The sequence below is a fragment of the Brooklawnia cerclae genome (assembly GCF_011758645.1).
GTDB classification, from domain to species: domain Bacteria; phylum Actinomycetota; class Actinomycetes; order Propionibacteriales; family Propionibacteriaceae; genus Brooklawnia; species Brooklawnia cerclae.
On the sequence record NZ_JAAMOZ010000001.1, the window covers coordinates 1,137,723 to 1,156,394 of the forward strand.

Genomic DNA, 18,672 nt, shown 5'->3' on the forward strand with positions numbered 1-18,672 from the left:
TCTACCCATGACGCCGGAGGATTGGCTGGGTGTTGCGATCACCACGGCGGTGGTCGGGGCCCTGCTCTACGTCGTCGCGCTGCTGGCGCGGCGGTGGTGGCTCAATGCCTCCGGTGGGCTGTTCGACTGTGCTCTGCGTGAGGTCGGGGGGTCCTGGCACCCGGGATTGGCGCGGTATGCCGAGGACACGTTGCAGTGGTTTCGTGTCTGGCACCCGCTCCCGCGTCCCACACTTGTCTTCCGGCGGTCGGCGGTCATTTTTCGTGGTCAGCGCGAGCCCACCAGGGACGAGGCGATGCTCACCTACGGCACGGCAAGGGTCGTCCGCGTCCAGTCGAAGGCCGATCCTGATGTGCAGTGGGAGTTGGCGCTGAACGAGGGATCGGCGACGGGCCTGCTCAGCTGGCTGGAGGCGGCGCCGCCCGGCCAAGTGGGCTATCGTCGTCGCCTGGACGGTTGAGCCCCCGGGAACAGGAGAGTTGCACAGTGCGCGGCGAATACAAGGTGCGTGGCGGCAAGCTGGTCGCAGTCGATGTCGACGTGATCGACGGCAGGCTCGCGAATGCCCACATCTCGGGGGATTTCTTCCTCGAACCCGACCGGGCGCTCGAGGACATCGACGCGTCGCTCAACGGGATGCCCGTCGGTTCGTCCGTGCGTGAACTGGCGAGTGCCATCAACAACGCGCTCGACGACGGTGTCGCGATGATCGGTTTCAGCCCCGAGGCGGTCGGCATCGCCGTGCGCCGCGCGCTGGGCCACGCCCTTCGCTGGGAGGATCTCACCTTCGACGTGATCGGGCCCCGGACGCTGCCGCCGGCCATGCATGTGGCTCTCGATCAGGTGATCTCGGAAGAGGTGGGGGCGGGGCGGCGCCACCCCACGTTCCGGCTGTGGGACTGGGATTCCCCGCTGGTCGTCATCGGATCGTTCCAGTCGTATCGCAACGAGATAGACCAGGCCGGTGCCGACAGGCACGGCATTCAGGTGGTGCGGCGGATCTCGGGCGGCGGAGCCATGTTCATGGAGCCGGGCAACTGCATCACCTATTCGCTGGTGGTGCCGGGGGCCCTCGTCGAGGGGTTGAGCTTCGAGCAGTCGTACGTGTTCCTCGACGACTGGGTGCTCGGGGCGCTGGCCAGGGTCGGCGTGGACGCGAAGTACCTGCCGCTCAACGACATCGCCTCCGACAAGGGCAAGATCGGTGGTGCGGCCCAGCGGCGGTTCACCGACGGCACGGTGCTGCATCACGTGACCAGCGCCTACGACATCGATGCAGACAAGATGCTGGAAGTGCTGCGGATCGGCCGTGAGAAGCTGTCGGACAAGGGGACGAAGAGCGCCAACAAGCGGGTCGACCCGATGCGGTCGCAGACGGGGATGACCCGCGAGGCGATCATGGCGAGCTTCCTCGACTACTTCAGGGGACGCTATGCCTGCGTCGACTCCGACTACACCGACGACGAGTTGGCTCGTGCCGAGGAATTGGTGCGCACGAAGTTCGCTACTCCGGAGTGGACGTATCGCGTCCCCTGATCGACGGATTCCGCTCGCCCCCGGGAAGCCAGAGCACCTCGGAGGTGCCCGCCTCATGGTTGGCGCGGCGCCCGAGGATGAACAGCAGGTCGCTCAGGCGGTTGAGATAGCGGATGGCCAGGGGATTCATTCCGCCTTCGGGCTCGCCGTCGACGGTCAGACCGTAGGTGTCGGCCGCCATCCAGGCAGATCGCTCGGCGCGCCTGGCGATCGTCCGGCAGACGTTGAGTTGGGCCGCGGCGGGGGAGCCGCCCGGGAGGATGAACGACCTGAGATCGGGCAGCCCCTCCAAGAACTGGTCACACCAGTGCTCGAGTCGCTCGATGCTCCCGGCGGTGATGCGCAACGGCTCCATCGGCGGGTCGGCGACCACGGGATTCGACAGATCGGCGCCGACGTCGAACAACTCGTTCTGGACCAGCGACAGCGCGGCGCGGATCTCGTCGCTCAGCGGGTGCGTCGCGAGCAGCAGGCCGATGGCCGAGTTCAGTTCGTCGACGTCGCCGTAGGCGCATACGCGCGGGTCGGTCTTGTTCGCGACGGAGTTGTCGGAGAGTCTGGTCTGGCCCTGGTCGCCGGTTCGGGTATAGATGCGTGTGAGGTGCACGGGCATGGGGGCAGCCTAGCGCTGTCGGCGGACGGGAAGGACGATCGGATGGCAGGACGCTGGAGGGCGCCGCGGCCGGTGGCCACGGCGATCGTGATGGTGATCGGATGCGGGCTGCTGGCGACCGGATGCGCCGCGCCGCCGGGCGGAAGCGGCGAGAGCGGACAGTCGTCATCGGCGTCCTCCGCAGCGGCCACGGCACTCGACGCACCCTCCACCGCGGTCACGACGAGCGCGGTGACGTCGTCCGCCACAGCTGCCGAGGGCACCGCGCTGTGCGTCTACGAGGCGAACGGCAATCCGGCGAGGCCGGTGGATCCGCCGCCGTCGAAGGATGTGCCGGCGACAGGCACCGTCGTCTACACGCTCGCTCTGAGCGCCGGGGACGTCGCCGTCACCATGGACCGCGCGAAGACCCCGTGCACCGTGAACTCGTTCGCGGCGCTGGCCAAGCAGGGGTTCTACGACGACACGGCGTGCCACCGGCTCATCGACCAGACCATCTTCATCCTCCAGTGCGGTGATCCCACCGGCACAGGCACCGGCGGGCCGGGATACGTCTATGCCGACGAGCTGACCGGCTCCGAGACCTATCCGGCGGGGACGGTGGCCATGGCCAACGCCGAGCAGGCGAACACCAATGGGTCGCAGTTCTTCATCGTGTGGGCCGACAGCCCGCTGCCACCCACCTATACGGTCTTCGGGACGATCGACGAGCCCTCCCTGGCGGTGGTGCAGACCATCGCGTCCCGGGGCGTCTCGCGGGACGAATCACCGAAGCCGATCGCACCGGCGGTCATCGAGCGCGTGAGCGTCGGGTAGGGGAAGCCGATACCTGGCCCGATCCGGGGACGGGTTCGACTGCAGACCGAAGCGCAGATCCGAGGAGTCACCATGGCCGATGCGTTGATGCTGATCGATCCCCAGTTCGGTGTGCACGGGCTCGGGCTGTTGGAGAGCGCGCTGCCGGATGCTCGCACGTGGCCGGCAGCCACCATCAGTTCGATGCGGGCGCTTCCGCAGGCCTACGACGCCCTGGCCGGGATCCGTGCTGAGGGCGTTCCACCGCGAGTCGTTGTCGCCCGTGCGGCGGGCTGCAACACAGGGTCGCGGCTGCTGGCCGACGGTATCGTCACCCGTGTCCTGCTGATCGACCCGGTCGCGACGTCCACCGCCGACGGCGGTTTCAGCGAGGCCGATCGGACCGATAGCCAACTGCTCGCGCGGCTCGAGCAGTTGGCTAATGGAGCCCCGATCGAGCCGGACCCCGAGGCTCTTGCCATCTGGACCGACCCCCTGATCAAGCGGGGGTTTCTACCTGAGACGGCCTACGGGGTGCTCGTCCGCGGCATGAGCCGTCGTCCCGAGGCACACGCAAAGCTGGAGGCAGCCCTTCGGGCTGTCGAGAAGCCCCGGCAGCCCTATGACGAGCAGCGTTGGCCGCCCATGCAGCCCGAGCCCGGCTTCGACTGGCTCGCCGACCTCCGCGACGCCCCGCCCGGCGCGGCGACCATCTGGCTGTCCCATGACAACGTGGGCCGGCCGCCGACCGCACGGCAGGCCTACTTGACCGCGAGCTTGCCCAACGTCGAGACGGTCATCCAGCCTTGGGATGAGCTCGATTTCTTCGTCGACCCGGCGCCGCTGGCCGCCGCGATCCGGGAATGGCTAGGGTCTCGCTGACGCGTCGGGACCCCATGCACCGAGTTTGTGGGGATTTCGGACGACCCAGAGTCGCGCGATGCGTCCGTCGGTGATCTTCGTGGCGATGACGGCGAGCACGTTTCCGTCGGCGATGGCCAGGATTCCGGGTTCCCCGTTGACGGAGACGGGGGCCGTCCGCAGCCGAGCCTCGTGGACGAGGACATCGCGGAGGAACGCGGCGGCGTCGTCGGGGCCGGCCAGGGGGTCGAGAGCGGCGTGGACGCGACCTCCGCCGTCGGTGACCATGACGACGTCCGGGTCGAGCACAGCGACCAGCGCCGCGATGTCGCCGCTCGCCCATGCTGCGCGGAATGCCTCGTTGACGCGGCGATGCTCAGCCACGGAGACCGCCTGGGAGCGTTCGCGATCGATCCTGCCCCGCGCCGACGACGCCAGCTGACGACAGGCCGCCTGTGTTCGATCGAGAATCTCGGCGATCTCGGCGAACGAGTAGCCGAACACATCATGGAGGAGCAGGCTGACCCTCTCGGCCGGAGTCATCCGCTCGAGCACGATCATCAGCGCCATCGACACCGCCTCAGCCGTCTCGGCGCTCTCGGCCGGGCTCCGGCCTGTCCGGGGAGCGAACACGACGTCCGGAACGGGCTCGGGCAGCCATTGCCCGACGTAGGTCTCGCGGCGTGCCCGGGCCGAGCGCAACTGGTCGATGCATACTCGCCCCAGGACGCGCCTGCGCCACGCCTGCGGCGCGACGATCTCGGCGCGCTGCCCCTCGGTGAGCCTCGCCCACCGCGCGAACGTCTCCTGGACGGCGTCCTCGGCATCACTCAGTGTTGCGAGCAGGCGGTACGCGGCCGACCGTAGCCGTACCCATTCGTCCTTCTCGGCATCCCCCAGGCTTTCCATCGCGGCTTCGACCCCTTCTTCCGGCGAGTGGACCGCGGGCGTGTTGCGTACCCATCGAAATGACGAGGCAGCCCGGCGAAACGTCAGGTGGGGCTGTGGTCGACCTGGCTGTCTGACGTTCCCGCCCCGTGCGTCGTCAACATTACGGGCGCGATCGGCGTCCGGAACCGAACAGGAAGGACCATGCGCAATGAGTAGTAGTAGTACACCCGAGGTCGGCGCGACGTTCGTCAACATCATCGAGACCGCCCCCGAGACCCAGCAGCAGGTGATCGACATCCTCAAGGAGGGCACCGAACGGGTCATCAGCCGTATGCCCGGCTTCATCTCCGTCACGTTGTACGCCGCCCGGGACGGCCGGCACGTCATCAACCTTGCCACCTGGGAGCACCCGGAGGACGTGCGCAACGTGCAGACCGATCCCGAGTCCGCAGCGTTCGCGAAACGCACTGCCCAGATCGCCGAGGCGACGCCAGGCCTCTACACGGTGGTCGGCCGGTACCGCTGATCCTCAGGCGCTCACTCGTCGATGAAAGCCGCGAGGGCGTCCGCGAACGCCCGGGGCTGATCGGCGTGCACCCAGTGCCCGGCGCCAGGGATCACCTGGAGGCGCGTGTTCGGGAAATAGCCGCGCATGGCCTGTTCGTGGCGGTGGGGGAGCAGTGAGGAAAGCTCGCCGACGAGCCACAGCACCGGGCCGTCCCAGTGGGCGCCCGGCAGGTCGGGCCAGCCCGACATGAGTGGCATCGATCGTCGCAGCAGGTCGAGGTTCGGCAGCCAGTGCCAGCCCTGCCCGTTCTCGCCGCGGTGGAGACTCTGGAGCAGGAACGACCGTGTGATGTCGTTCGGCACCGCGGGACGCATCGCGGCATCGGCGTCGGCCCGCGAGGTGAGGGACGCCAGGTCGAGCGCTGCCATCGCATCGGCGTAGTGCTGGAACTCCTCGGGGTTCCCGGTGTTCGCCGGTGCGATGTCGACGACCACGAGCTTGCGGATCAGGTCGGGGCGATCGAGCGCCAGGCGCATCACGACCTTGCCGCCCATGGAATGCCCGAGGAGGACGACCGGCTGCTCGCGGGCACCGCGTGCCTCGAGGTCGGCGGCCAGCATGCCGGCGAAAAGGCCGTAGTCGAACTCCTGCGTCCAGGGCGAGCGGCCGTGGTTGGGTAGGTCGACGAGCAGGCTGGTCGCCTGGTCTGCGAGCGTCTTGGCGATCGTGCCGAAGTTGCGTCCCTGGCCGAACAGGCCGTGGACGAACACCAGCCGGGCCGGTCCGGTTCCGATGGTCAGGGTGTTGAGGACGGGCGCTGGGCCCAGGGGCTCGTGGGGTGTCGTCATGGCCTGGCGTTCCAGCAGGCCGTGTGGAAGTGGCGGCGGAACTCCACCCCCGAGGTCGACCCGATGGGCGGGGTGTGGGGCCAGGCGACCACATGGGCGACGCCGGGCGGGATCGTCCGCAGGCATCCGGGGCAGGTGTACGACTTCACCGCGTTCTCCGGCCGGACGTGGCGCACGACCCACAGGCCGTCGGCCTTGTGGGCGGACGACTGGTCGGCGATGCGCAGCGGACGGGCAGGCCGCAGGTGCTTGCTGGGACGACGGGCCACGCCACAAGCCTAGCCCGCGGCTCGTCGGGTAGGTTGGGGCGCGTGCGTGTGGTGATCGCGGAATGCCAGGTGGATTACGGCGGAAGACTGACGGCGCATCTGCCGATGGCCCGGCGGCTCATCATGGTGAAGGCCGACGGGTCGGTGTCCGTGCATGCCGACGACCGTGCCTACAAGCCGCTCAACTGGATGAGCGCACCCTGCACGCTCACCGTCCTCGCGGCCTCGGAGGCAGACCTGGACGCCACGACGTCGGATGTCGACGAGCGTGTCACCGAGGTGTGGGCGGTGCGAGGACGCAACGGCGACACCCTGCAGATCAGCGTCGGACGGGTGGAACTCGACCAGACCTTCGACCTGGGCGTCGATCCCGGGTTGCAGAAGGACGGTGTGGAGGCACACCTGCAGGCGCTGCTCGCCGACAACCCCGCTACGTTCGGTGACGGTTGGACTCTGGTGCAACGCGAGTACATGACAGCGATCGGCCCTGTCGACCTGCTGTGCCGGGACGACACCGGCGCCTACGTGGCGATCGAGGTCAAGCGGCGCGGCGAGATCGACGGGGTGGAGCAACTCACCCGCTATCTCGACCTGATGAACCGCGACCCGCTGCTCGGATCGGTGCGTGGCGTGTTCGCGGCCCAGCAGATCAAACCCCAGGCGAGGACGCTGGCCACCGACCGCGGGATCGCCTGCGTCGTGGTCGACTACGACGCCCTGCGCGGCATCGACAACGCCGACGACCGGCTCTTCTAGGGAAACGCTGATCAACGATCCCTGAGCCTGTCGAAGGGTCGTGGAACTGCCGTCCGGAAACGGGCTTCGACAGGCTCAGCCAGCGTTGCCCGCATTGATCAGTGATTCCCTAGCTGTACTTCCCTGTGAGGTTGTGAACGCGGGTTGAGGGGGTCTGGCCGCCGATCCCGGTGTGGGGTCGGTGGTGATTGTAGTAGTGGAGCCAGTCGGTGTAGGCCTGTTCGCGTTCGGTCTCGCTGGTGTAGGGCATGGCGTAGGCCCACTCGGCTGCCAGGGTGCGGTTGAACCGTTCGACCTTGCCGTTGGTCTGTGGCCGGTATGGGCGGGTTCGCTTGTGTTTGATGTCTTGGCTGAGGGCTTCAGCGAAGGCGTGAGAGCGGTAGCAGGCACCGTTGTCGGTCATCACTGCGCTCACCCGGATTCCGAGGCTGGTGAAGAACGCGTTCGCGCGGATCCAGAACCCGGCAGCGGTTTCTTTACGCTCGTCATCAAGGATTTCTGAGTACGCGATCCGAGAGTGGTCATCGACAGCGTGGTGGAGGTATCGGTAGCCGCGTGAGGGGGTTGCTTTCGTTCGAGCAGCGCGTACTCGGGATACCGCCACGGCCCTGGCCTGGTCGGAATCGCGTCCGTGGACCCGCCAGCCTCCGCCGTCGGGGAGCCGGCCGAGTTTCTTGATGTCGACGTGGACCAACTCTCCGGGGGTGTTCTTCTCGTAGCGGCGTGGCTGGGGTCGACGCACCGGCAGACCCGTGGCCTGATCCAGATGGGCTAACAGCGGCATCTGGTAACGGGCCAGGACCCGCCCGACAGTGGAACGAGGTATCCCCAGGTGATAGCCGATGCGGTGGGGACCCCACCGATGGGTGAACCGTAACCCGATGATCCGACGTTCCGTCCGTGTCGGCAGGCGGGCTGGGCTGTGGTGAGGACGCGAGCTACGGTCGGTCAACGGCAACCCAGCCCGGTACCGGTCAGCCCACCGCTTCGCGGTCACTGGAGCGACCTGGAACCGCTCCGCCGCACGGCGCAGGCTCCACCCGTCCTCCACAATGCAGCGGGCAAGCCGGACACGGCCAGCAGGGGTCAGTGGTGCGTTAGCGTGGGTCACGGAGGCCTCCGGTTTCAGCGATGCGAGTGTGGTAACCCACATCCTGCCGGAGGCCTCCCCCTCAACTCAGCCATTCACAACGTTCCGAGGAAGTACACCTAGGCTTCCCGCGGTGCTGACGGGTCAGACCTCGGGACGACGGCTCGCCGGGCGCGCGGAGCTCGCCGGGTCCGGCTTCCCGATGACCATCGTCTGCTCGACGTCGGCGGTCTCCTCGGCTTCGGGTTCCACGCGTTCGATGACCGCCGTCCGATCGGTGTCCGGCGGGGCGAGAACCGTGGTGGGCTCGTTGGCCTGCGCGACCTTCGTGGCAGAGCCGGACGCCAGCCATTGCGCATCCGACTCGGGCTCGACCGGCTCCTGATCGTCCGCCTCGGCCGTGAACGGATCGGCATCGGGGTAGTCCTTGGTGGCGGTCTCGGCCAGCTGACGGAGGTTGCCCATCTGCGCGACGATCGCATCCTTGCGCTGGAGCAGCGCGCTGACCTCGCGCTCGATCTGCTCCTTGCGCCAGGCGAACTGCTCCTCCAGCCGGTCCTTCATCATCGCGGCCTGCCGGTGGGCAGCGGCGATCTGGGTTTCCGACTCGCGTGCGGCCTGGGCGCGCACCTGCTCGGCGGCGGCCATCGACTCCGACCGGATGCGCGCGGCCTGCTCGGTCGCCTCGGCGACGCGCTTGGCGGCCTCGTCCGCCTGCTGCCGGGAGTTGGCCATGAGGTTCTCGACCTCGCTGGAGAACCGCTGCGACTCGGCCTTGGCCGCGTCCAGCAGCTTCTGTGCCTCCTCCTGCGCCTGCTGGCGAATCTGCTCGGCCTGGGTGCGCGCCTCGCTCAGCAGTTGCTCGGCCTCGGCACGCGCCTTCACCCTGGTCTGCTCGGCCTCGCCCGCCGACTGGTCCGTCAGCTGACGGGCGGCCGCCTGCGCCTGGGCGGAGCTGACGGCACTGTTGTGCTTGGTCTCCTCGAGCAGAGCCTGCGCCTGGGCCCGGGCGGCGTCGAGGGTGGCCTGGGCGTCCCGCTTGGTCGCCTCCCGGGCTTCTTCGCACTCGCGATCGAGCTGCTCACGCATCGTCCGCAGGCTGGCCAGCGTGGCGACGCGGATGTCGTCCGCCTCGGTCTGGGCGCTGGCGCGCAGGTCGGCGGCGACCCGCCGCCCCTCCTCCTTGATGCGTTCGGCCTCGACACCGGACTTGCTCACGAGGTCCTGCGCCTGTGCCTCGGCGGCCCGCAGCATGGCGGCCGCATGCGCGCCCAGCCGGGTGTAGTCGGTGGTGCCGCTCGTCTGCTGGATCGTCGCCATCTCACGCCGCAGGTGCCGGGCGAGTTGGCGCAGGGTCGAGACCTGCTGCTCGATGTCGCGAACGTAGCTGTCGACCGTGGCCCGATCGTAGCCGAGCATGGCGTGCGGAAAGCTCCCGGCGGCGCTCGCCCGGTCGTCGAACAGATTGAGGCCGGTCTCCTCCGTGAACTCCTCTTCCGGGTTGGTCTGGGTCATCGCATGCTCCCTCGTCTCATCTCGTGCGCTTCCCAGTCTGCCGCACGAACCTGTCGGCTCCGGCAGGCTCCCCGGGTTATTCGGCCCAGTCTGTGATGACGCGCCGTTTGAGAAGCTCGTTCGCGGCGACGTAGGCCACGGTGATCGCGGCCAGCGTGGCGAGGACGGGCCCGGCGACGGCCTCCAACCCGAGGACCGGCGCGAGCGGGGAGTAAGGAAGGACGAACACGACCGCGGCCACGGCCAGGCCGATGAGCGCGAGCGGAGCGGCCGGCCTCGACCGGAACATCGGCAGGGCCGTGCGCATGGAGAAGAGCACAGCGAGTTCGGTGAGCGTCGACTCGACGAACCAGGCACTGCGGAACGCCGTCGCGCCGGTGTGGAAGCCGAGCACGAGCACCAGGAACGTGACGACGTCGAACAGCGCGGACAGCAGCCCGAACACGATCATGAACCCGCGGATCGAACTGATACGCCACCTCCCGGGCCGTCGCACGAGTTCGTCGTCCACGCGGTCGGACGCGATGGCCATCGAGGGAAGATCCGTGAGGAAGTTCAGCACCAGCACCTGGCGCGGCAGGAGCGGCAGGAAGGGCAGGAAGAGGCTCGCGACCGCCATCGAGGCCATGTTGCCGAAGTTCGCGCTGGTCGTCACGCGCACGTATTTCAGGGTGTTCGCGAACGTCTCACGGCCCAGGCGGATCCCGTCGATGACCACGCCGAGGCTCTTGTCCAGCAGGACGACCGCCGCGGCGTCCCGTGCCACCTCGTGCGCGGTGTCGACGGAGATCCCGACGTCGGCGGCATGCAGCGCCGGGGCGTCGTTGATGCCGTCCCCCAGGAAGGCGACGCTGCATCGTGGCGGGACGCGCACCCGTCCGCCTCGCCCCCGGTCGGGTCGCGAGGCCTCCGCCCGCCGACGGTGCTCGGCCTCCTGCACGTGCCGCAGCGCCCGGACGATGCGCGCCTTCTGCGCCGGTTCGACCTCGGCGAACACCGAGACGGCGCCCACCGCGTCCTCCAAGGCGTCATCGCCGGCGGCGTCGATCTGACGCCCGGTCATCACACGGGACGCGTCGAGCCCCAGATCGCGCGTCACCTTGGCGGCCGCGAACCGGTTGTCGCCGGTGACGACCTTGACGTCCACCCCGAGCCGGGCGAGCCGGTCGATCTGTGCGGGCACGTCCGGTTTGACGGGGTCGTGGAAACACAGCAGGCCCCTCAGTTCGAGATCCGACTCGTCCGCCGGTGTCAATGCCTGACCCGGCGCGAGCCGGATCGTGCGGGTCGCGATCGCCAGCACCCGAAAACCGTTCGCGCTGAGCTTTTCGAAGCGGCTCTCGACGATGTCCTTCACATCGTCGATCGGCAGCGACAGACCGTCCACGCGTGCCGAGGCACAACAACCGAGCACGGAGTCGAACGCACCCTTGCAGACCAGTTCCAGCGGTACTGCGGGCTCCAGCCCGGCGACGGCGACGCTGAGACGTTTGCGGGTGAAGTCGTAGGGCAGTTCCTCGACGGCGCGGGCCGTGGCGGGCGCCTGCCCGCGCTCCAGGATCGCCTCGTCGAGGGGATTGCGGAACCCGCTCTGTAGGCCCGCGTTGGCCAGCGCGAGCCGCAGGACGTCCTCGTCGAGTCCGGGGGCGTCGTCGCTGCCGTCATCCGCCTCGCGGAGTCGGAGCGGTTCGGCGCGGTCGAGCCCGGCCACACCCCGGGTGATCGTGCCGGTCTTGTCCGTGCAGAGGATCGACACCGAGCCGAGATCCTCGATCGCCTCCAGGCGTTTCACGATGACTTTGCGGGCGGCCATCTTTCGTGCCCCGGTGGACAGGCTCACCGCGGTGATCGCCGGCAGCATCTGTGGGGTCAGGCCGATGGCGAGCGCGAGTGCGAACATGAGCGCCTCGATGACGGGCCGCCCGAGCGTCCAGTTGACCACGAAGATGAACGCGGTCAGCACGAGCATGATCCGCAGCAACAGGTCGCCGAAATCGCCCATTCCCCGTTCGAATTCCGTGGGGGCGGCCCGGCGGGCCAGGTCTTGCGAGACGCGGCCGAACTCCGTGCCCCGGCCGGTCGCCACGACCGCGATGTGCGCGGTGCCACTCACGACATGGCTCGCCTGGAAGACGCAGTTGGTGCGCTCGGCCAGGGCGGCACCGGCCGCCACGGTGTCGCTCGGACGCTTCTCGATCGGGAAGGACTCGCCGGTGAGGGCGGACTCATCGACGAGCAGACTGTCGGAATCGAGGATGCGGCCGTCGGCCGGGACGATGGATCCCGCGGTCAACTCGACCAGGTCTCCGGGGACCACCAGGGACAAGGCCAGATCGGTGCGTACGCCGTCGCGTAGGACCGTCGTGGTGACTCTCACCCGTTCGAGCAACGCCCGCACCGCGGTGCCCGCCCGGTACTCCTGCCAGAAACCGAGGAGCCCACTCGCGACGACGATGACGATCACGATCACCCCGTCGGGCGCATCGTCCACCAGGAACGAGATCACCGCGGCGACGAGGAGGATCAGGATGATGGGGGAGGTGAACTGCCGGAGCAGCACGTTCAGCGCCGTGTTCGACCCTTGCCGCGTCCCCTCGGCGTGGTGGGTCTCGTCCAACCTGCGCTGGGCCTCGTCCGATCCCAGTCCGCGGACGGGATCGGTGCCGAGCGTTTCGAGCAACTCGGTGCGGGTACCCGCCCAGAACTGCGATCCGGCATGCGGCGGACCAGCGGATTCGCCCCGGTCAGGACACGACGATGTGGCCACACCCTCAGTGTGGACCTCCGCGAGCCGGTTCGTGTGCTCACCGGGCGGGTGATCCCACGGACGCAGGACGGGGCACCCGTCCGGGCACCCCGTCCTGCGTCGCGAAGTGGACCGACCTACCGTAGGTGCCTGCTCGGCGGCGAGGCACACACCGGGTGAGCCTGGCGCCTCAGTGCTTGGCGGGCTCCACGATCTCGATCAGGACGCCCTTGCCGGACTTGGGGTGAATGAAGTTGATGCGGGAGTTGTGGGTGCCGTGCTTGGGCTCGTCGTAGAGCAGCCGGACGCCACGGGAGCGCAGGGTCGCGGACACCGTGTCGATGTCGTCGGTACGCCACGCCATGTGATGCAGGCCGGGGCGGTTGTTCTCCAGCCACTTGCCGACGGTGGAATCGGGGCGCAGCGGGGCGAGGATCTGGATCTGGGTCATGTGCTCCGTCAGTTCCCCGGCCGGGGCCACCATGACCTCCAGGACGCCCTGCTCGTCGTTGCTCTCGCGGTGCAGCTCGTGCCAGCCGAAAGTCTCCTGGTAGTACGCGACGGCCTCATCGGCGTCCGGGCAGGCATAGGCCACATGGTCGATGCAGGTGAACAGGTCTGAGTTATCCATGCCCAGATTGTCCCACACGCCCTCGGGCGAAGGGCGTGTGGGTGCCTCCTCCGTCAGCTCCCCAGAGCGTCGGCCACCACCTGTTTCGCGGCCACCTGGATCTCCGCCAGGTGCTCGGCGCTGCGATAGCTCTCGGCGTAGATCTTGTACTTGTCCTCGGTGCCCGAAGGCCTTGCCGCGAACCAGCCGGCTGCCGTGGTGACCTTGATGCCGCCGATCGAGGCGCCGTTGCCGGGCGCACTCGTGTACACGTGGGTGATGGGGTCACCGGCCAGTTGGGTGGCCGCCACGTCGTCCGCGGCAAGTGCCTTGAGGCGGGCCTTCTGCTCGCGGCTCGCCTCCGAGTCGATGCGCGCATAGTGGTAGGTGCCGAACTGATCGACGAGGCGCTGGTAGTGCTGACTGGGCGTGCTGCCCGTGACGGCGGTGATCTCGCTCGCGAGCAGGTCGCAGATGAGACCGTCCTTGTCGGTCGTCCACGTCGCACCGTTCGTCTCGAGGAAGGACGCCCCCGCCGATTCCTCGCCACCGAACCCCATGTCTCCGGAGATGAGGCCCGGGACGAACCACTTGAAGCCCACAGGCACCTCGACCAGCGTCCGGCGGAGCAGGCCCGCCACGTTGTCGATCATCGAACTGGAGACCAGGGTCTTGCCGATGGCGGTTCCTTGTGCCCAGCCGGGGCGGTGACCGAACAGGTACTGGATCGCGACGGCCAGGTAGTGATTGGGATTCATCAGGCCGGCATCGGGGGTCACGATGCCGTGGCGGTCGGAGTCGGCGTCGTTGCCGGTGGCGATGTCGTAGTGGCTCCTGTTCGCCACCAGTGAGGCCATCGCGTCCGGCGAACTGCAGTCCATGCGGATCTTGCCGTCGGTGTCGAGCGTCATGAAGTACCACGTGGGATCGACGACCTCGTTCACGACCGTGAGGTTCGGCAGCTGGGTGCCGGCCAGATGCTGCCAGTACTGCACGGAGGCGCCGCCCATCGGGTCGGCGCCGATGCGCAGGCCGGACGCCCTGATCGCGTCCATGTCGACCACCAGGGACAACTCCTGGCAGTACGGGGTGCGGTAGTCGTACCGGACGACCTGCGGAGCAGCCCGGTCGTAGGGCACCCGGCTGATCGTGCGGAAGTCGGCCATGAGCTCGTTCGCGCGCCGTGCGATCCAGCTGGTCGCATCCGTGTCGGCCGGGCCACCGTTCGGCGGGTTGTACTTGAAGCCGCCGTCGCGCGGCGGATTGTGCGAGGGGGTGACGACGATGCCGTCGGCTGCGGGCCCGTCCGCATGCTCCCGGTTGTAGCGGATGATCGCGCGCGAGACCGCCGGGGTGGGCGTGTACTCGTCCTCGCGCTCGGCCAGCACCTCCACGCCGGCGGCGACGAGCACCTCGATCGCCGTCTTCCACGCGGGTAGCGACAGGCCGTGGGTGTCCTTGCCGATGAACAGGGGACCGGTGGTGCCCTGACCGGCACGGTATTCGACGATCGCCTGGGTGATGGACGCGATGTGTGCCTCGTTGAAGGCCGTGTCGAGGCTGGAGCCCCGGTGGCCCGAGGTGCCGAAGACGACCATCTGGTCGGGGTCGGACGGGTCGGGGATCCGGTCGTAGTAGGCCGCGATGACTTCGTCGACGTCGATGAGATCCGAGGGATCGGCCGGCTGCCCGGCGCGTGGATGAGCCATGCCCTTATCTTGCCCCTTCGGCGGGCGCCGCGCCCAGCCTGGCTGCGCCCGATCGCACCAGCTTCTGGCCGCAGGTGGAACAATGTGAGCCATGACCACTGCTGACCAGAACTTCTCGCGCCCCGGCGCCGTCGACCTGTCGGGGCTGACCGCCCAGGCCAGTGCCCAGGCCCCCTCCCGGAGCGGAGGCGGCTACGTTGTGGAGGTCACCGAAGCGGGATTCGAACAGCTCGCCCAGCAGTCGATGCTCTATCCCGTGGTCCTGCTGCTCGTCTCCGGGCGCGACGCGTCCGGCCAACAGCTGACGACCGATCTGTCCGAGCTCGTCAACGCCCAGCAGGGGCGGCTCCAGCTGGGCATCGTCGACGTCGACACCCAGCCCCGGATCGCCCAGGCCCTCCGGGTGAGCGCGGTGCCCACCGCCCTGGCGCTCATCGCAGGCCAGTTGGTGCCCCTGTTCCAGGGCACACGCGACAAGGCCGACGTCTCGGCGGTGGTCGATCAGATCGTCGAGATCGCGGTGGCGAACGGGCTGACGGGACGAGCCCAGCCGCAGCCCGCTCCCGCGCGGGCCGCATCCGCGGACGCCGACGCCGCCGAAGCCCCGGATCCCCGGTTCGCCGCAGCCGACGACGCGCTCGGGCGAGGCGACTACCAGGCGGCCGTGGCCGAGTTCGACAAACTGCTCGCCTCCAATCCGCGCGACGCCGAGGCCCTGGCAGGTCGGGCGCAGGCCGCTCTGCTGGCTCGCACCGCCGACGCGGACGAGAGCGTTCTGCGCACGGCACAGGCCAGCCCGGACGACATCGACGCCCAGTTGGCCGCGGCCGACTTCGAGTTGCTCATGGGGCGCGCGGACGACGCGTTCGACAGGCTGGTCGGTGTCGTCCGGCGCACGACCGACGACGACCGGGAGCGCGTCCGTGTGCGCCTGGTCGAGTTGTTCGAGACCCTGGCGCCGACCGATCCGGCCGTCAAGAAGGGCCGCAGGGCCCTGTCGATGGCGCTGTTCTAGGAACCGGACGGATCGGAGGCCTCGACCTCGCGCCCGTCCTCGGTGTAGAAGGCCCTCGCCCCGTCGGCATCGGACCAGGTGAGGAGGCGGGCCAGCCTGCGCGCCGACAACGAGTACACGTGCGGGGCGACGTCATCCGGCTCCACCCAGTGAAAAGCGCGGATCTCGGTCTCCGGCAGACGCATGCGGGCGCGTGTCGCCTCGTCCAGCACGCCGCCGTCGAAGATGAACTCGACCGCGTCGCCCCATCCGAGGTAGGGGGGCATCCAGTCGACGACAAGCGGCTGCGACAGCTGCACGTGGATGCCGAGCTCTTCGACGATTTCCCGCTCGGCGCCGACCCTCGGTGGTTCGTCGGGCTCGACGACCCCTCCGGGTAGCTCCCAGTCGGTCTTGTAGGTCGTCTCCGCGAGCAGGACGCGTCCCTGTTCGTCCCGGAACAGGACGTGCCCTATCACACGGTGCTTGGGCAGAACCGAGTCCATGACGCCCGTGAAACCGGCCGGCCCGTAGACCTGGTCGACGGCCAGGCGGGCGTAGCAGAGCACATCGGCGAGTTCACCGCTGTCGTCGCGGATCGCCCGGCGCCGGACGCCCTCGCGGCGGAACCGGGCATTGTGCAGCGCGCGGACGGCCATCCGGTCCCAGGCGGGCACCTGGACTTCCAGCCGGTGGGCTCCCTGCGCGATCAGGGCGTCGTCCGCGGCGAGACTCAGCGCCTCGTCCAGGGTCTTCTGATCGGTGTGCCCGGACCATTCGACGATGCCGATTCCCTCGTCGTCGAGGGTGACATTGATCGAGAACTGTTCCGGCACGCCCCCACGGTAGCGCGGGCCACAGGCGCCGGGGGCGCGACGCTCAATCCTCCCCGGGGACGTATTGCAGCCAGACGGCCGCCAGCGGCGGGACGCACACCGACGCCCACGCCCACGAGTGCTCGTCGGTGCTGTGCGGGGTCGCCACGATGTCGTCCGGGTTGTCGAACTCGCCGCTGCCGTCGAAGTCCGTCAGGTCGGTGTTGAGCACCTGGCGCCACCGGCCGGCACGCGGCAGGTTGACGGGGTAGCGGGGATAGGGCTCGGCGGAGAAGTTCGTGATGCAGGCGATCAACTCGCCCTCGCGACTGAGCCGCACGTAGCTGTAGGTGTTGTGAGCGGCGTCGTCCGCGTTGATCCACTGGAAGCCCGCGGGATCGGAGTCGAGCTGGTACAGGGCCGGGTGGGCGGCCTGGAGGCTGTTGAGGCGGCGGATCAACTGGCGCACCCCGTTGTGCCCCCACAAGCCGTCGACCCACCACTCGAGTCCCTGCGACTCGTTCCACTCGGGACGCTGGGCGAACTCCTGTCCCATGAACAGCAGTTGCTTGCCCGGGAAGCTCCACATGAAGGAGTAAAAGGCCCGCAGCGTCGCGAACTTGCGCCAGTCGTCCTGCGGAACCTTGTTGATCATCGACCCCTTGCCGTGGACGACCTCGTCGTGGCTGATCGGCAGGATGAACCGCTCGGAGTAGGCGTACATCATCGCGAACGTCAGGTCGTTGTGGTGGTACTGGCGATAGACCGGGTCGAGGTTGAGATAGCGCAGAGAGTCGTTCATCCAGCCCATGTTCCACTTGAAGCCGAACCCCAGCCCTCCGCTCGTGGTGGGCGATGTGACTCCCGCGAAGCTCGTCGACTCCTCCGCGATCATGACGACCCCCGGAGCGCGCTCGTACAGGTGCCGGTTGACGTAGCGCAAAAGGTCGATCGCCTCGAGATTCTCGCGACCGCCGTACTTGTTCGGCACCCAGCCGCCCTCGGGGCGTGAGTAGTCGAGGTAGAGCATCGAGGCCACCGCGTCGACGCGCAACGCGTCGATGTGGAACTGCTGCACCCAGTAGAGGGCGTTGGAGACCAGGAAGCTCTTCACCTCGTTGCGACCGTAGTTGAACACATAGGTGCCCCAGTCGAGTTGCTCGCCCTGGCGGGGATCGGCGTGCTCGTACAGTGCGGTGCCGTCGAACCGGCCCAGCGCCCAGTCGTCCTTGGGGAAATGGCCGGGCACCCAGTCGAGGATGACCCCGATGCCGGCGGCGTGCAGCGCCTCCACGAGACGGCGGAAGTCGTCCGGGGTGCCCAGGCGGGCGTCCGGTGCGAAATAGCCGGTGACCTGGTAACCCCAGCTGCCGACGAACGGATGCGACATGACGGGCATGAACTCCACGTGGGTATAGCCGAGCCACGTCAGGTACGGCGGCAGTTGCTCGGCCAGCTCCAGGTAGGTCAGCCCCGTGCGCCAACTGCCGAGATGGATCTCGTAGATGCTCATGCGGCTTTCGTAGACGTCGGTCCGCGCGCGACGGTCGAGCCAGTCGTCCTCCGCCTCGCCCCATGCCCGGGAGGATTCCCAGACGATGGACGCGTTGCCCGGGGGAGTCTCGGCGAAGCGGGCGTAGGGGTCCGCCTTCTCCTGCCAGGTGCCGTCGGTGTGCTGGATCTTGTACTTGTACCGCGCTCCTTCGGACACGTCCTGCTTCCACAGGGCCCACACGCCGGTGCCCTCGACGGGCGCCAGGTCGTCGCCCTGCCACCAGTTGAAGTCGCCGATCACCTGCACGCGCTGGGCGTTCGGTGCCCAGACCGCGAAACGTGTGCCGCGCAGGTCACCCGACTCGTCGTCGTGAACGGTGATCACGTGGCTGCCGAGCCGGCGCCACGCCTCGGTGTCGCCACCCGACTGGAACCCCTCGAGATCCCATCCTGCGAGGTTCCCGAACTTGTCGTGCATCGGCATGCCTTCCTGGTGACGAGCCTGACCCTTCCGATGATGGCCCATCATGGCCTGCGACCGTCCGTGGGATGCAAATCCGGTACGACGCCCGTAGCCAACCCTCAAGGTGCCGTCGAGGGACGCGGGCATGACGCAGATGTG

General features: G+C 68.4%; 18 protein-coding genes. 7 read left to right on the top strand and 11 right to left on the bottom strand.

Translation table 11 applies throughout. From position 1 onward, the window contains the following. Positions 1–7: 7 nt before the first annotated feature. Positions 8–460, top strand: coding sequence for a DUF2550 domain-containing protein (locus FB473_RS05490; protein ID WP_167165440.1), 453 nt, complete (start codon positions 8–10; stop codon positions 458–460). 26 nt (positions 461–486) lie between these two features. After that, the gene (gene lplAB, locus FB473_RS05495; protein WP_167165441.1) at positions 487–1,536 is read left to right on the top strand and encodes a lipoate-protein ligase LplAB; all 1,050 of its coding nucleotides are present in this window, start codon (positions 487–489) and stop codon (positions 1,534–1,536) included. Here the strand turns inward: lplAB and FB473_RS05500 are convergent. Further along, a complete protein-coding gene (locus tag FB473_RS05500; RefSeq protein WP_167165442.1) occupies positions 1,505–2,149 on the bottom strand; it encodes a cob(I)yrinic acid a,c-diamide adenosyltransferase in 645 nt (214 codons plus the stop codon). The genes lplAB and FB473_RS05500 overlap by 32 nt on opposite strands. A gap of 42 nt (positions 2,150–2,191) precedes the next feature. Here FB473_RS05500 and FB473_RS05505 point away from each other — a divergent pair, with 42 nt between their 5' ends. Next, the gene (locus FB473_RS05505) at positions 2,192–2,965 is read left to right on the top strand and encodes a peptidylprolyl isomerase (RefSeq protein WP_243863481.1); all 774 of its coding nucleotides are present in this window, start codon (positions 2,192–2,194) and stop codon (positions 2,963–2,965) included. Positions 2,966–3,037: 72 nt separating this feature from the next. Further along, positions 3,038–3,826, top strand: a complete 789-nt coding sequence (locus tag FB473_RS05510) for a hypothetical protein (RefSeq protein ID WP_167165443.1) — start codon at positions 3,038–3,040, stop codon at positions 3,824–3,826. Here FB473_RS05510 and sigJ read toward each other — a convergent pair. Beyond that, on the bottom strand, positions 3,812–4,714 hold the full coding sequence (gene sigJ, locus FB473_RS05515) for an RNA polymerase sigma factor SigJ (protein WP_167165444.1): 903 nt from the start codon (positions 4,712–4,714) through the stop codon (positions 3,812–3,814). The two genes, FB473_RS05510 and sigJ, sit on opposite strands and share 15 nt — an antisense overlap. A 190-nt stretch (positions 4,715–4,904) precedes the next feature. On the opposite strand from sigJ, the gene FB473_RS05520 reads away from it, so the two are divergent. Next, the gene (locus FB473_RS05520; protein ID WP_167165445.1) at positions 4,905–5,222 is read left to right on the top strand and encodes an antibiotic biosynthesis monooxygenase family protein; all 318 of its coding nucleotides are present in this window, start codon (positions 4,905–4,907) and stop codon (positions 5,220–5,222) included. A gap of 11 nt (positions 5,223–5,233) precedes the next feature. On the opposite strand, the gene FB473_RS05525 is transcribed toward FB473_RS05520, so the two are convergent. Further along, entirely contained in the window at positions 5,234–6,052 is an 819-nt protein-coding gene (locus FB473_RS05525) for an alpha/beta fold hydrolase (RefSeq protein WP_167165446.1), read from the bottom strand. Beyond that, complete coding sequence (locus FB473_RS17600) at positions 6,049–6,321, bottom strand: hypothetical protein (protein WP_341770036.1); 273 nt, start codon at positions 6,319–6,321, stop codon at positions 6,049–6,051. The genes FB473_RS05525 and FB473_RS17600 overlap by 4 nt, the downstream gene beginning before the upstream one ends. A 42-nt stretch (positions 6,322–6,363) precedes the next feature. Here FB473_RS17600 and nucS point away from each other — a divergent pair, with 42 nt between their 5' ends. Next, the gene (gene nucS, locus FB473_RS05530; RefSeq protein ID WP_341770037.1) at positions 6,364–7,077 is read left to right on the top strand and encodes an endonuclease NucS; all 714 of its coding nucleotides are present in this window, start codon (positions 6,364–6,366) and stop codon (positions 7,075–7,077) included. A gap of 109 nt (positions 7,078–7,186) precedes the next feature. Here nucS and FB473_RS05535 read toward each other — a convergent pair whose 3' ends face one another. The 5 genes from FB473_RS05535 to pgm form a co-directional block, all read right to left on the bottom strand. Beyond that, a complete protein-coding gene (locus tag FB473_RS05535; protein ID WP_167165398.1) occupies positions 7,187–8,188 on the bottom strand; it encodes an IS481 family transposase in 1,002 nt (333 codons plus the stop codon). Positions 8,189–8,311: 123 nt separating this feature from the next. Continuing rightward, on the bottom strand, positions 8,312–9,682 hold the full coding sequence (locus FB473_RS05540) for a coiled-coil domain-containing protein (RefSeq protein ID WP_167165448.1): 1,371 nt from the start codon (positions 9,680–9,682) through the stop codon (positions 8,312–8,314). Between the two features lie 76 nt (positions 9,683–9,758). Beyond that, entirely contained in the window at positions 9,759–12,449 is a 2,691-nt protein-coding gene (locus FB473_RS05545; RefSeq protein ID WP_167165449.1) for an HAD-IC family P-type ATPase, read from the bottom strand. Positions 12,450–12,618: 169 nt separating this feature from the next. Next, the gene (gene mce / locus FB473_RS05550) at positions 12,619–13,059 is read right to left on the bottom strand and encodes a methylmalonyl-CoA epimerase (RefSeq protein ID WP_167165450.1); all 441 of its coding nucleotides are present in this window, start codon (positions 13,057–13,059) and stop codon (positions 12,619–12,621) included. Positions 13,060–13,112: 53 nt separating this feature from the next. After that, positions 13,113–14,747, bottom strand: a complete 1,635-nt coding sequence (gene pgm / locus FB473_RS05555) for a phosphoglucomutase (alpha-D-glucose-1,6-bisphosphate-dependent) (protein ID WP_167165451.1) — start codon at positions 14,745–14,747, stop codon at positions 13,113–13,115. A 91-nt stretch (positions 14,748–14,838) separates the two neighbouring features. Between pgm and FB473_RS05560 the strand changes: the two genes are divergently transcribed. After that, entirely contained in the window at positions 14,839–15,762 is a 924-nt protein-coding gene (locus FB473_RS05560; RefSeq protein ID WP_167165452.1) for a tetratricopeptide repeat protein, read from the top strand. Here the strand turns inward: FB473_RS05560 and FB473_RS18415 are convergent. Together FB473_RS18415 and glgB are read right to left on the bottom strand one after the other, a co-directional pair. Continuing rightward, entirely contained in the window at positions 15,759–16,577 is an 819-nt protein-coding gene (locus FB473_RS18415; RefSeq protein ID WP_341770038.1) for an NUDIX domain-containing protein, read from the bottom strand. The two genes, FB473_RS05560 and FB473_RS18415, sit on opposite strands and share 4 nt — an antisense overlap. 43 nt (positions 16,578–16,620) lie before the next feature. Further along, positions 16,621–18,528: a 1,4-alpha-glucan branching protein GlgB gene (gene glgB / locus FB473_RS05570; RefSeq protein ID WP_167165453.1), complete on the bottom strand. Its 1,908-nt coding sequence runs from the start codon at positions 18,526–18,528 to the stop codon at positions 16,621–16,623. Positions 18,529–18,672 lie beyond the last annotated feature (144 nt).